This window comes from Streptomyces sp. NPDC092370, from assembly GCF_044755265.1.
Lineage (GTDB): Bacteria > Actinomycetota > Actinomycetes > Streptomycetales > Streptomycetaceae > Streptomyces.
Genome location: NZ_JBIVQO010000008.1, coordinates 188890 through 202054, shown reverse-complemented (window position 1 = coordinate 202054; position 13165 = coordinate 188890). Strand labels below are relative to the sequence as shown.

Genomic DNA, 13165 nt, shown 5'->3' with positions numbered 1-13165 from the left:
GCGATGCCCGACAGCCGGCCGCAGCCACCACCGCCCCCGTCGTCCTCGCCGGGTCCGGCCGACCCGTCGTCGCTGCTGCTGTGCGGAGCGCGGCTCACCGACGGACGGACCGTGGACGTGCGGCTGGGCGGCGGGCGCATCGAGGCGGTCGGCACGGCCGGCAGTCTGGGTGCGGGCGCGCCGCGCGCGTGCGGCGCGCGGGTGGACCTCAGCGGCTATCTGCTGCTGCCGGCCCCGGCCGAGCCGCACGCCCACGCCGACACGGCCCTGTCGGCCGACACCGAGGGGCCCGTCTCGTACGAGCCGCAGGATGTGCAGCGCCGGGCCACCGAGGCCGCGCTGATCCAGCTCGGGCAGGGGGCGACGGCGACGCGGGCGCACGTGCGCGTGGGCGACGTCCAGGGGCTCGGCGCGCTGGCGGCCGTTCTGCAGGCGCGGCGGGCGCTGCGGGGGCTGGCGGAGCTGACGACGGTGGCGATGCCCCGGGTGCTGACCGGAGTGGCCGGTGCGGACGGGCTGGCGATGCTGAGGGACGCCGTGAAGATGGGCGCCTCGGTGGTGGGCGGCCGACCGGACCTGGACCCGGATCCGACCGGCTACGCGGAGGCGGTCCTGGAGGTGGCCTCCGAGCACGGCTGCCCCGTCGACCTGCACACGGACGCCGCGGATCCGGCCCGGCTGGCCCGGCTCGCGGCGATGGCCGGCGGACTGCGCCCCGGGGTGACCCTCAGCCCGTGCGGCGACCTCGGCCGGCTGCCGTCCGACGTGGCCTCGCGCACCGCCGACCAGCTCGCGGCCGCCGGGGTGGCGGTGGTGTGCCTGCCGCAGGGCGGATGCGGTGGGGTCGACAAGCGAGGAGCGGCCCCGGTACGGCTGCTGCGCGCGGCCGGGGTGCGGGTGGCCGCCGGGAGCGGGGCGCTGCGGGACGTGTCCAACCCGGTGGGGCGCGGTGATCCGCTGGAGGCGGCCTTCCTGCTGGCCTCGCGCTACGGGCTGTCGCCCGAGGAGGCGTACGACGGGGTGAGTTCCTCGGCACGGGCGGTGCTGGGGCTGCCCGAGGTGCGGGTGGAGGCGGGTTTCCCGGCCGAGCTGCTGGCGGTGCGCGGGGACCGGCTGGCGGGGGTGCTGTCCCTGGCGTACAGCCGGATCGTCGTGCACCAGGGGCGCGTGGTGGCACGGACCAGCGCGGTGCGGGAGTACTGCAGTTCGGCGGCCTCGGCGGAACTGGGGCTGCCGCGGCAGGGGCGGGGCGAAGTGCCGTAAGGCCGGGACGGCGCGGGGCCGGTGTCGTGCGGCGCACGATGCCGTCCGGGCGTACGGTCGAAGGCATGCGCATTGTCATTGCTGGTGGTCATGGTCAGATCGCGTTGCGGCTGGAGCGGCTGCTCGCCGCGCGCGGGGACGAGGCAGCGGGGATCATCCGCAAGCCCGAACAGGCCGACGATCTGCGGCAGGCCGGTGCCGAACCGGTCGTGCTCGACCTGGAGTCGGCGTCCGTGGACGAGGTCGCGGAGCGGCTGAGGGGCGCCGACGCCGCGGTCTTCGCGGCGGGCGCGGGCCCGGGCAGCGGTGCGACCCGCAAGGACACGGTGGACAAGGCCGCGGCGGTCCTCTTCGCGGACGCGGCGGTGAAGGCGGGCGTACGGCGGTTCGTGGTCGTGTCGTCCATGGGCGCCGACCCGCGCCACCAGGGCGACGAGATCTTCGACGTGTACCTGCGCGCCAAGGGCGAGGCGGACGCGTACGTGCGCGGGCTGGACGCCCTGGACTGGACGATCCTGCGTCCCGGCCGGCTCACCGACGACGCCGGTACGGGTCTGGTGCGCCTGGAGGCGCGGACGGGCCGCGGCCCGATTCCGCGGGACGACGTGGCCGCGGTGCTGGCGGAACTGGTGGACACCTCGGCGACGGCCGGGCTCACCCTGGAGCTGATCAGCGGGTCCGCACCGGTGTCCGTGGCCGTGAAGTCCGTGGCCGGCAACTGAGGTTCGCGACCGGCCGCTCGACGGGGTTCAGAACAGGGGCAGTTGACCGGCGAAGTCCGGGACCGTGTAGCCGTCGAGGGACGGCTGCTCGGGGCCCGGACGGGCCTGGCGGCGGGAGCCGGGGCACGAGGTGAGTTCGCCGTGCTCGCGGGCGCCGGGCGGGTCGTGGCGGGCATACCGCCCCGCGACGACGGCGATCTCGCGGCGGCACTCGGGGCAGATCCTGCGGCGGGAGGACATGGGGCCAGTGTGCCGCGCGAGCGGCCCGGCCACGCCTCTCCCCTGCGGGGACTGCCCTCTCCGGGGCGAGCAGGACAGGCGGGGGGCGCCCCGCATGCCCCCGTCCCGGCCGCACCACCGGGGCCTCTCAGCCGGTTGCCCTTCCGAACCACCTCGGCAGCCGGTCGAGCAGGTCCTGCTGGTCGCCGCCGGCCCAGGCCACGTGGCCGTCCGGTCGCAGCAGCACCGCGGGCACGTCGAGTTCCTCGCTGACGTCGACGACGTGGTCGACCCGGTCCGCCCAGCCCGCCGGAGACAGTCCGCCGGTCTGGTCGAGCAGCAGTCCGCGACCACCGCGCATCCGCTCGTAGAGGCGGCCCCGCCGCAACCGCACGTCGCGCAGCCGCCGTCCGAGCAGTTCGTGTCCCTCGCCGAAGTCGTAGCGGACGGCGATGGCGGTGGTCTTCTCGGTCAGGTACCGGTTCACCTCCTCGAAGTCCATCAGTTCCCCCATCAGCCGGCGCACGGCCCGCGGCCCCGGCTCGGGCGACAACAGGTGCATCTGCGCACGGGTGTTGTCCAGCACGGCGGCGGCCACCGGGTGGCGTTCGCAGTGGTAGCTGTCCAGCAGTCCCTCCGGTGCCCAGCCGCGCACTTCGGCGGCCAGTTTCCAGCCGAGGTTGAACGCGTCCTGGATACCGAGGTTGAGCCCCTGTCCGCCGGTCGGCGGGTGGATGTGCGCGGCGTCGCCGGCCAGCAGGACCCGGTCGACGCGGTAGCGCTCGGCCAGCCGGGTGGCGTCACCGAAGCGGGAAAGCCAGCGCGGCGAGTGCACGCCGAAGTCGGTGCCGGCGAACTTCCGCAGCTGCCGCTTGAACTCCTCGAAGGTCGGCGGAACCGTGCGGTCCTCGGCCACTCCCTCGGCGGGCACGATGACGCGGTACGCCCCGTCCCGCACGGGCATGGCGCCGAACCGGAAGTGCGTCTTGCGGACTTCGGCCATCACGGCCGCCAGCTCCTCCGGTGACGCGGCCGCCTCCATCTCGCCCAGCAGCGTCTCGACCCTGGAGGGCTCACCGGGGAAACCGACGCCGAGCAGGGTGCGCACCGTGCTGCGGCCGCCGTCGCAGCCGACGAGGTAGCGGGAGCGCAGCCGCGTGCCGTCGGCCAGCTCGGCGGTCACACCGTCGCCGTCCTGGCTCAGCCCGGCCAGCGCGCGGCCGCGCCGGATCTCGGCTCCGAGCTCGGCGGCATGCTCGGCCAGCAGGCGGTCGGTGACGGGCTGCGGGATGGCGAGGACGTACCCGTGTGCGGTGTCGAGCCGGCCGGGCGGTGGCTTGGTGAGGCCGGCGAAGCCGCCGACCGGGTGCCTGCCGCCCTGGGCGAGGAAGCGCTCCAGCAGACCGCGCTGGTCCAGCACCTCGATGCTGCGCACGTGCAGACCGAGCGCACGCACGTACGGGGGCGGGTCCGCCTCCTTCTCCAGCACGAGCACCCGCACCCCGTGCAGCCGCAGCTCCCCGGCCAGCATCATTCCGGTCGGACCACCGCCGACGATGATCACATCAATCATGACATCCCCCGATTGTCGCCGGTTTCCGGCTTCAGGCCGAAGATTCTGCGGCACCCAGGGGGCCTTGCCGCAAGGCCCCCCATGCGCTATATGTTGAGAGCGGCAAGGAGCAGGCGACTCCTTGCCATTTCTTTTGACGCCTCCTTTCCTTTATGAAATGGACCGACAGCGCCGACCACGGGTGTACCGGCAAAAAGGCCGAGCAGCGGTTCAACAGCCGGTGACCATGCCCCGTCCAGGGGCCACCAGGACCCCCAGTCCCTTCTCGACGCCGACCCCCAGCGTGGGTAACGGCAGGTCAGGATGTGGCCCACTGCCGGGGACCGTCGACCCAGGCGCGGACGGCGGACTGGGGTGTGCCGGGATCGGCGGCGACGTCTCTCGGCGACGAGGCCCGCAGCCGTCCGGAGCGCCAATCGACCCGGTTCCGCTGCCGGTTGACGAAATCGACGGCTTCGGCCGCCACATCGTCACGGACCCGGCCCGGGCGGGTGTCGGTGGTGCTGTCCCTGATTGCGCCGGCCAGGGCGCCGACGGGGGGCCACGAGGGCGCTTCGCGCCAGGGCGACGGCATCGGCACGGGCGGCCCGGCGCAGATGGGAAGGAGGGCTCCCAGAGCGAGCGCGGCTGCCCCCATCCCGGCCGCCTTCTCCCTCTTCCATTCTTTGCCTTTCCCTCCGCGAACCGCACTCAACACCGTGGATATCCGTGTCCGCTGTTGCGTCCAGCCGTTCATCCGGGACAACAGGGCATGTGAAGCGCCGCTTCGGGAGTTTCTCCTTCCTCTCGTTGTGAAGATTCATGGTGCTCGAGTGGATTCTGACCGCGCCGACGAGCGGGTGAAGACGAAGAACCCCCTCCCGCCTGCGGCTGCGCAGGCGAGAGGGGGTCGTCTCCCCCGCTCCCGATCGTGTCCTGAGGGAGTCAGCGCACGTCGACGTAGTCGGCCGCGCTGGTGGCGACGCCCGTCGTGGAGTTGCCGTAGTACACCCAGCGGTAGGAGCCGTCCACCGAGGCGGTGACCGTGGTCCTCAGACCTCCGGTACTGCCGGTGGTGGCCTTCTTGACCGTCTTGTACGTGTCGGTGCCCTTGGCGCGGAACTGGAGGCTGACCGTACGGCCGCTGTAGGCGTCGTACTTCTTCGTGCTCCAGTTCGCCCGGGTCAGCTTGCCCGTGACGGTGATGGTCTTGCCCTTGGTGACCGGCTCCGGTGAGGCGTTGGTGGTGGCCTTGGCCGCCCGCTTGAGCTGGACGGCCGTGGACCTCGTCTCCAGTTCCCCGGTCTTGAGGCCGCCGTCGGCCTTCCACAGCCGCAGCGCGACGCCGACCTTCCAGGTCGTGGCGTCACTGTTGGAGTCGACGTGCTCCTGGCTCGGGTGCGGGTCGATGTAGAGGCTGCCCTCGCACTGAGCGTGCTTGGCGTCGACCTCGTAGCAGGTGTAGCTGCCCGGCTGGATGAAGTTCTCTCCCGTGTCGGCCGCCGTCGTGATGCTGCCGCGGTAGAGGAAGGGGTAGGCGTCGTAGCGGGAGGGGTCGGCGGTGGTGTAGCCGGAGGGCAGCGCGATGTCGAAGCTGACCGGCGGCTCCACCGGCTTCGACGTACCGACGACGATCGGCTTGCCCTTGTTGATGACGATGTCCGACACGGTGATACCGGTGTCCGCCGCCTGAGCCGCCGGCGCGCTCAGCACCGCAAGCCCCAGCGCCCCCACGAGCGTGGCCACCGCGACGGTTCGTCTGCCAGTTTTCATTCACACCTCATCAGGAGGATGCCGTTACAAGAGGCGGCAGCCTATCTGACGCGTCCATGCCGTCCGGCCGACGGCCGAGCTCCACCCACGGCAGACTTCGACCTAACGAAAAACCCCCTCTGACCAGGTAAGGAACCTGATCAGAGGGGGTCTTCCCCAGTGTGGCGGCGCCAGGATTCGAACCTGGGAAGGCTGAGCCGGCAGATTTACAGTCTGCTCCCTTTGGCCGCTCGGGCACACCGCCGGGGTAGCTGCCCGTCGAGCCGCTTTTCCGCGGCGCTCCGTGGCAACGACGTAAACAATACCCGATGCGCAGGGGTGCTTCGCCACCCGATTGATCGGCGCTCGGAGGGCCGGGGGTGGCTAGGCTTGTCCGGATGCGGCCCGGGACCCGAACGGGCCCTGCGGCCGCCCACATACGCCGGTACGCACGATACGCACCCCGATACAAGGAGCCACAGGACATGGCCGACTCCAGTTTCGACATCGTCTCGAAGGTCGAGCGGCAGGAGGTCGACAACGCACTCAACCAGGCCGCCAAGGAGATCTCGCAGCGCTACGACTTCAAGGGCGTGGGGGCCTCGATCTCGTGGTCCGGTGAGCAGATCCTCATGGAGGCGAACTCCGAGGACCGGGTGAAGGCCATCCTCGACGTCTTCCAGTCCAAGCTGATCAAGCGGGGCATCTCGCTGAAGGCTCTGGACGCAGGCGAGCCCCAGCTCTCCGGCAAGGAGTACAAGATCTTCTCGTCGATCAAGGAGGGCATCTCCCAGGAGAACGCCAAGAAGGTGGCGAAGACCATCCGCGACGAGGGTCCCAAGGGCGTGAAGGCGCAGGTGCAGGGCGAGGAGCTGCGGGTCAGCTCCAAGAGCCGTGACGACCTGCAGGCCGTCATCAACCTGCTGAAGGGCAAGGACTTCGACTTCGCGATGCAGTTCGTGAACTACCGGTAGTCCGGTCCCCCGGGCTTCCGCCCGCAGGGTCACGAGGAAGGGTGGGCACCGCCGGTGTCCGCCCTTCCCGTCTGCCGGTCGCGGTCGGCGGGCGCGGTCAGTCGCGCGAGTTGCCGAACAGAAGGCGATAGGCGATCAGAAGGACGAGCGATCCTCCGATCGCCGCCGCCCAGGTCGCACCGTCGTAGAAGTCCTTGGTGATCGGGTGGTCCATCCAGCGGGCCGATATCCAACCGCCGATGAACGCGCCCGCGATACCGATCAGCGTCGTGCCGATGAGGCCACCCGGGTCGCGCCCCGGCAGCAGGAACTTCGCTATGGCTCCGGCCAACAGCCCGAGGATGATCCAGCTGATGATGGTCATGCCGTGACCTGCCCTTTCACGCTGTGCCCGCACTGTCCCGACCCTGTGATCTTGCTCCGGCAGGCCGAGACCCTGCGTCGTAGGTCGGACGTCTCGCGTGCGGCGGCCTTGCCGCGCCCGTTAACGCCCTGTTGGTGGACAAGACGCCTCGGCTCTGCCCGCCGGTTGCGCTGATCAGTAAGGTGCGACGCATGACAACCCCCGGTTCCGGACTGCGCCGCACCCTCGGTGTGGGCGACGCCGTCGTCATCGGACTCGGCTCGATGGTGGGAGCCGGGATCTTCGCCGCCCTGGCGCCCGCGGCACACGCAGCCGGCTCGGGGCTGCTCCTCGGACTCGCCCTCGCCGCCGTGGTCGCGTACTGCAACGCCATGTCGTCGGCCCGTCTTGCCGCCCTGTATCCGGCGTCGGGTGGCACGTACGTGTACGGGCGGGAGCGGCTCGGGGAGTTCTGGGGGTATCTCGCGGGCTGGTCGTTCGTGGTCGGGAAGACGGCCTCCTGTGCGGCGATGGCACTCACCGTGGGCACGTACGTCTGGCCGGGGCAGGCGCACGCGGTGGCGGTCGGGGCCGTGGTGGCGCTGACGGCCGTGAACTACGGCGGTATCCAGAAGTCCGCGTGGCTGACGCGGGTGATCGTGGCGCTGGTCCTGGCTGTCCTCGCTTTCGTGGTGGTCGTGTGTCTGGTGTCCGGTGCAGCCGATGCCGGGCGGCTGGACATCGGTGCCTCGGGTGGTGCGGACGGGGTGCTGGAGGCGGCAGGTCTGCTGTTCTTCGCGTTCGCGGGGTACGCCAGGATCGCGACCCTCGGTGAGGAGGTGCGGGATCCGGCTCGCACCATTCCGCGCGCGATCCCGCTGGCGCTGGGCATCACCCTGGTGGTGTACGCGTGTGTGGCGGTGGCTGTCCTTTCGGTCCTCGGGCCGGCCGGTCTCGGGGAGGCGACAGCACCGCTGGCCGACGCGGTGAGGGCGGCCGGGGCGCCCTGGCTCGTGCCGGTGGTGCGGATCGGTGCGGCGGTGGCCGCGATGGGGTCGCTGCTCGCTCTGATCCTGGGGGTGTCCCGGACGACGCTGGCCATGGCGCGGGACCGGCATCTGCCGTCGGCGCTGGCGGCCGTGCATCCGCGTTTCCAGGTGCCGCACCGGGCGGAGCTGGCCGTGGGTGCGGTGGTCGCGGTCCTGGCCGCCACCGTGGACGTCCGGGGCGCGATCGGGTTCTCCTCCTTCGGTGTGCTGGCGTACTACGCCGTGGCCAACGCATCGGCCTGGACCTTGTCATCGGCGCCGACGGCGCGGATGGTGCCGGTGGTGGGACTGGCCGGGTGCGCGGTGCTGGCGTTCTCGCTGCCCGGGGTTTCCGTGGTGGTGGGCACGGGGGTGCTGGCGGTGGGGGCCGTTGCGTACGCGGTGCGGCGGGGAGTGAAGGCGGGGGGCGCCGGGAGGCGTTAGGGCCCGACAACGACCCTTGCGGCCCGGGCGCTCATCGGTCTCTCGGCCCGGGTCTTCCGAGTGCTCTCGCGTTGGCGGCCGGGCCTCGCGAAGTACTGGCCTCTGGGTGGGTGTTGGGTGTCTGGGTCGTCACTCGGGCGGGCAACTGCTCGATCGCGGTCATGGGTTCATCATGCAGGCCGCCACCGACAGCCGGACGGGCCTGTGGACAACCCATGGCCTGTGGATATCGAGGAGGGATGGCCCTCTCTCTTCCTTCCGTCAGCGCGCCGCGAACGGCTCGTCCGTCCGCACGATGTCCCGCCCCAGCGGGAGCAGCGAGACGGGGATGAGCTTGAAGTTGGCGATGCCCAGCGGAATGCCGATGATCGTGACGCACAGGGCGATGCCGGTGGCGATGTGGCCGAGGGTGAGCCACCAGCCCGCGAGCACCAGCCACAGCACATTGCCCACACAGGACGGGGCGCCCGCGTCACGGCGTTCGACCGTCGTGTACCCGAAGGGCCACAGGGCGTAGACGCCGATGCGGAAGGCCGCGATGCCGAACGGGATGCCGATGATCGTGATGCACAGGAGCAGGCCCGCGAGCATGTAGGCGAGGAACAGCCAGAAGCCGCTCAGGACGAGCCATATGACGTTGAGAATGGTCCTCACTGGTTCCCACCTGCCATCTTCTCGAGCCGGGCGATGCGTTCCGCCATCGGCGGGTGTGTGGAGAACATCTTCGAGAGGCCCTGACCGGGCCGGAACGGATTCGCGATCATCATGTGACTGGCGGTCTCGATGCGCGGCTCGGGCGGCAGCGGCAGCTGCTTCGTGCCGAGTTCGAGCTTGCGCAGGGCGCTGGCCAGGGCGAGCGGATCGCCGGTCAGCTGGGCACCGGAGGCGTCCGCCTGGTACTCCCGGGAGCGGCTGATGGCCAGTTGGATGAGCGAGGCGGCGAGCGGGCCCAGGAGCATGATCAGCAGCATGCCGAGCAGGCCGGGGCCGTCGTCGTCGTCCGAGCGCCCGATGGGGATGAGCCAGGCGAAGTTGACCAGGAACATGATGACCGAGGCGAGGGCGCCGGCCACCGACGAGATGAGGATGTCGCGGTTGTAGACGTGGCTGAGCTCGTGGCCGATGACGCCGCGCAGCTCGCGCTCGTCCAGCAGGCGCAGGATGCCGTCGGTGCAGCACACCGCGGCGTTGCGTGGATTGCGGCCGGTGGCGAAGGCGTTGGGCGCTTCCGTCGGGGAGATGTACAGGCGCGGCATGGGCTGGCGGGCCTGGGTGGAGAGCTCGCGGACCATGCGGTAGAGGCCGGGGGCCTCGAACTCGCTCACCGGGCGGGCGCGCATGGCGCGCAGTGCCAGTTTGTCGCTGTTCCAGTACGCGTACGCGTTGGTGGCCAGTGCGACCACGACGGCGATGACGAGCCCCATGCGGCCGAAGAAGCTGCCGATGACGATGATGAGTGCGGACAGTCCTCCGAGGAGGATCGCTGTCCTGAGCCCGTTGTGCCGGCGGTGCACGGTGCGCCCTCCAAGTGGTGCGGCAGGGGGACCTTTGCTTGCTGGATGTCGGTGCCACTGGTGCCGCGTTCTCACGTCCAGTGGAACCTCCCGTACTGGTCAACGCCAGGCGGGAGGCTCTAGTTCCCTTGCGCGTGCGGCGCCGGGTGTGGACCGTCCGGGTGACGGCGCCGGGCAGCGGCACGCGCGCGTCGGGGCGAGTGCCCCACGCGCGCGCGGTGTAAGCGGCTGGTTTTCCGGGAAGCCCGGTCTGTTCAGAAGAGCCCGGTGTCGGTGAAGCGCAGGACGAGCTGGGGTGCGCCGGACAGGGCGATGCCGAGGACACCGGTCAGGGCGATCGCTGCCGTGACCGGGCCGGGGACGCGGTGCTTCTCGGGTTCGCCCTCGGGGGCGCGGAAGAGCAGGGCCGTCCACTGGAGGTAGTAGAACAGCGCGATGACGACGTTGACGGCCATGATCACGGCCAGCCAGCCGAGGCCGGCGTCGACGGCCGCCGAGAAGACGGTGACCTTGGCGAAGAGGCCGATGACGCCCGGTGGCAGTCCGGCGAGGCAGAGCAGGAAGAACGCCAGGAGCAGCGCGGACAGGGGGCTCGAGGCGTAGAGGCCGCGGTAGTCGGCGACGCGGTTGAGGGATTTCGTACGGCCGACCAGCGCGGCCACGGCGAAGGCGCCCAGGTTCACCGCGCCGTACATCAGGGCGTAGGCGACGGTGGAGCCGATCGACTTCTCCGCGTCCCCGGAGTACGCGGCGGCGGCGATCGGCACCAGGAGGTAGCCGGCCTGGCCCACGGAGGACCAGGCGAGCAGGCGGACCGCGCTGTACGCGCGCGTGGCCTGCTGGTGCAGGGCCCCGACGTTGCCCACGGTCATGGTGAGCGCGGCCAGGGCCGCCAGGGCGGGGCCCCAGACGGCGGCGTACGACGGGAGAGCCACGACCGTGACGAGGATCAGGCCGCTGAAGCCGACGGCTTTGCCGATGACCGACAGGTAGGCCGCGATGGGCAGGGGCGCCCCCACGTACGTGTCGGGCACCCAGAAGTGGAAGGGCACGGCGGCCGTCTTGAAGGCGAAGCCGACGAGGGTCAGGACGACGCCGGTCTGGGCGAGGGTGTGGAACTGCCCGTCGACGTTCTGGATGCGGTCGGCGACCTGTGTGAGGTAGAGGGTGCCGGTGGTGGCGTACACGAAGCTGATGCCCATGAGGCTGACCGCGGTCGCGGTGACCGAGGACAGGAAGAACTTCAGGGCTGCCTCGGAGGACTTCCGGTCGCCGTAGCGCAGGCCGACCAGAGCGAAGGCGGGCAGAGAAGCGACCTCCAGGGCGACGATCAACGTCGCGAGGTCGCGGGAGGCGGGCAGCAGGGCGGCGCCGGCCGCTGAGGACAGCAGCAGGAACCAGTACTCGCCTTCGGGAAGCTCCTTGCGGGCGTCCTTCAGCGCGGTGACGGACAGGAGGGCGGCGAGGAGGGCTCCGCCGAGGACCAGGAACTGGATGACCAGGGTGAAGCGGTCGGCCGTGTAGCTGCACACGGCGGCGTCACCGGTCAGGCAGAAGGTGCTGCGGTCGCCGTCCAGCAGGGGCAGCAACATCACCGTGGCGACGGCCAGGCCCGCCGCCGACGTCCAGCCGAGCAGTGCCTTGCGGTGCTCGGCGACGAACAGGTCGGCGACCAGCACCACGAGTCCGACGACCGCCACGATGGTGGGCGGTGCGATGGCGAGCCAGTCGACGGACTGGACCAGTGAGGCGGCCGGGGGCTGGGCCGGGGAGCTCATCGGGTGCCTCCTGCGAGGAGCTGCTGGACGGCCGGGTCGCTCAGGCCGAGGAGAGCTTTGGGCCACAGGCCCGCGACGACGGTGAGGACGACGAGCGGGGTCCACGCCGCGAACTCGTACGAGCGGACGTCGGTGAGCCGGGGGGCGTCCTTGGGCAGGGCGCCCATGCAGACGCGGCGGACCACGATCAGCAGGTACGCGGCCGTCAGCAGCGTGCCGAACGCGCCGATGGCCATGAAGGTGAGGAACGCCGGCCGGCTGAGGCCCTCGGCCGGCCGGAACGCGCCGAACAGGGCCAGCATCTCGCCCCAGAAGCCGGCCAGGCCCGGCAGGCCGAGCGAGGCGACCGCGGCGAAGGCGAGCAGACCTCCCAGGCGCGGGGCCCTGCCGTACAGGGCGGCTCCGGTCTCCTCGGCGAGGGTGTCGAGGTCGGTGGTGCCGGTGCGGTCCTTCAGGGCGCCGACCAGGAAGAACAGCAGGCCGGTGATGAGGCCGTGGGCGATGTTCGCGAACAGGGCCCCGTTCACGCCGGTCGGGGTCATCGTCGAGATGCCGAGCAGGACGAAGCCCATGTGGCCGACGGAGGAGTAGGCGATGAGGCGTTTGAGATCGCCTTTCGCACCCTGCTTGGCGAGGGCCAGGCAGGCCAGCGATCCGTAGATGATGCCGACGACGGCCAGGGCGGCGAGGTAAGGCGCGAAGGTGCGGAACCCGTCCGGTGCGATGGGGAGCAGGATCCGAACGAATCCATACGTACCCATCTTCAGCAGGACACCGGCCAGGAGGACCGAGCCGACGGTGGGCGCGGCGGTGTGGGCGTCGGGCAACCAGCTGTGCAGCGGCCACATCGGCGTCTTCACGGCGAGCCCGATCCCGACCGCGAGAACGGCGATGACCTGCACGGATGCGGTCAGGGACCGGCCGTTGTCAGTGGCGAGTGCCATCATGTCGAACGTGCCCGCCTTGATTCCGATCAGGAGCAGGCCGAGCAGCATGACCACGGAGCCGAGCAGCGTGTAGAGGATGAACCGCCACGCGGCCTGGCTCCGGCCCTCGCCGCCCCAGCGGGCGATGAGGAAGTACATCGGGATGAGGACCATCTCGAAGGCGAGGAAGAACAGCAGCAGGTCGAGGACGGCGAAGGTCGCCAGCGTGCCGGACTCGAGGACGAGCAGCAGGGCGACGAAGGCCTTCGGGGTCGGACCCGCTGGCGTCTTGAAGTACGAGTAGAGCGCGCAGAGGAAGGTCAGCAGCGCGGTCAGGACCAGAAGGGGGAGGGAAATGCCGTCGATGCCGAGGTGGATGCGTACGTCGAGTGCGGGAATCCAGCTGATGTCGGTGCTGGCCTGCATCTTCGACGGCTGGTCGTGGTCGAAGCCGAGCGCGAGGACGATCACCGCGATGAGGACCGCGCCCGTGACGGTGACGCCATGCCGGAGCACGGCCTGCTCGGGTGACTTCCCCTTCAGCCCGGGCGGGGCGGGCAGGAGAGCGGCGGCGGCGCCGAGGAGCGGGCCGACGACGACGAACGCCAGAAGGAACTGCATCACGGATTCGTTGATATCGATCACGCCTG

The 13165-nt window shown here is 70.9% G+C and carries 12 protein-coding genes and 1 tRNA gene; 4 read left to right on the top strand and 9 right to left on the bottom strand.

Translation table 11 applies throughout. From position 1 onward, the window contains the following. Positions 1–3 precede the first annotated feature (3 nt). Positions 4–1263 (top strand): amidohydrolase family protein, encoded by a 1260-nt coding sequence (locus ACIQHQ_RS24455; protein WP_402615021.1) that lies wholly within the window; start codon positions 4–6, stop codon positions 1261–1263. Between the two features lie 65 nt (positions 1264–1328). Further along, positions 1329–1985, top strand: a complete 657-nt coding sequence (locus ACIQHQ_RS24450; protein ID WP_402615018.1) for an NAD(P)H-binding protein — start codon at positions 1329–1331, stop codon at positions 1983–1985. Between the two features lie 27 nt (positions 1986–2012). Here the strand turns inward: ACIQHQ_RS24450 and ACIQHQ_RS24445 are convergent, their stop codons facing one another. From ACIQHQ_RS24445 to ACIQHQ_RS24430, 4 genes are all read right to left on the bottom strand, one after another. Continuing rightward, positions 2013–2225 (bottom strand): hypothetical protein, encoded by a 213-nt coding sequence (locus ACIQHQ_RS24445; protein ID WP_402615016.1) that lies wholly within the window; start codon positions 2223–2225, stop codon positions 2013–2015. Between the two features lie 127 nt (positions 2226–2352). Then, entirely contained in the window at positions 2353–3777 is a 1425-nt protein-coding gene (gene rox / locus ACIQHQ_RS24440) for a rifampin monooxygenase (protein ID WP_402615014.1), read from the bottom strand. Between the two features lie 924 nt (positions 3778–4701). Beyond that, a complete protein-coding gene (locus tag ACIQHQ_RS24435; RefSeq protein WP_402615011.1) occupies positions 4702–5529 on the bottom strand; it encodes a hypothetical protein in 828 nt (275 codons plus the stop codon). A gap of 162 nt (positions 5530–5691) precedes the next feature. After that, positions 5692–5773, bottom strand: a tRNA-Tyr gene (locus ACIQHQ_RS24430). 220 nt (positions 5774–5993) lie between these two features. Between ACIQHQ_RS24430 and ACIQHQ_RS24425 the strand changes: the two genes are divergently transcribed. Further along, the gene (locus ACIQHQ_RS24425) at positions 5994–6482 is read left to right on the top strand and encodes a YajQ family cyclic di-GMP-binding protein (protein WP_283973896.1); all 489 of its coding nucleotides are present in this window, start codon (positions 5994–5996) and stop codon (positions 6480–6482) included. Between the two features lie 97 nt (positions 6483–6579). On the opposite strand, the gene ACIQHQ_RS24420 is transcribed toward ACIQHQ_RS24425, so the two are convergent. Next, positions 6580–6846 carry a GlsB/YeaQ/YmgE family stress response membrane protein gene (locus tag ACIQHQ_RS24420; protein ID WP_010049225.1) on the bottom strand — a complete coding sequence of 89 codons (267 nt, stop codon included), beginning with the start codon at positions 6844–6846 and terminating at the stop codon, positions 6580–6582. A gap of 191 nt (positions 6847–7037) precedes the next feature. Here ACIQHQ_RS24420 and ACIQHQ_RS24415 point away from each other — a divergent pair, with 191 nt between their 5' ends. Then, complete coding sequence (locus ACIQHQ_RS24415) at positions 7038–8297, top strand: APC family permease (protein ID WP_402615007.1); 1260 nt, start codon at positions 7038–7040, stop codon at positions 8295–8297. Positions 8298–8558: 261 nt separating this feature from the next. On the opposite strand, the gene ACIQHQ_RS24410 is transcribed toward ACIQHQ_RS24415, so the two are convergent. From ACIQHQ_RS24410 to ACIQHQ_RS24395, 4 genes are all read right to left on the bottom strand, one after another. Further along, positions 8559–8951, bottom strand: coding sequence for a YccF domain-containing protein (locus tag ACIQHQ_RS24410; RefSeq protein WP_402615004.1), 393 nt, complete (start codon positions 8949–8951; stop codon positions 8559–8561). Then, on the bottom strand, positions 8948–9811 hold the full coding sequence (gene htpX / locus ACIQHQ_RS24405; RefSeq protein WP_390987655.1) for a zinc metalloprotease HtpX: 864 nt from the start codon (positions 9809–9811) through the stop codon (positions 8948–8950). Before htpX ends, ACIQHQ_RS24410 begins: the two co-directional genes overlap by 4 nt. 254 nt (positions 9812–10065) lie before the next feature. After that, a complete protein-coding gene (locus ACIQHQ_RS24400) occupies positions 10066–11589 on the bottom strand; it encodes an NADH-quinone oxidoreductase subunit N (RefSeq protein WP_402615000.1) in 1524 nt (507 codons plus the stop codon). Continuing rightward, positions 11586–13160, bottom strand: coding sequence for a NuoM family protein (locus tag ACIQHQ_RS24395; RefSeq protein ID WP_402614997.1), 1575 nt, complete (start codon positions 13158–13160; stop codon positions 11586–11588). Before ACIQHQ_RS24395 ends, ACIQHQ_RS24400 begins: the two co-directional genes overlap by 4 nt. Positions 13161–13165: the final 5 nt, after the last annotated feature.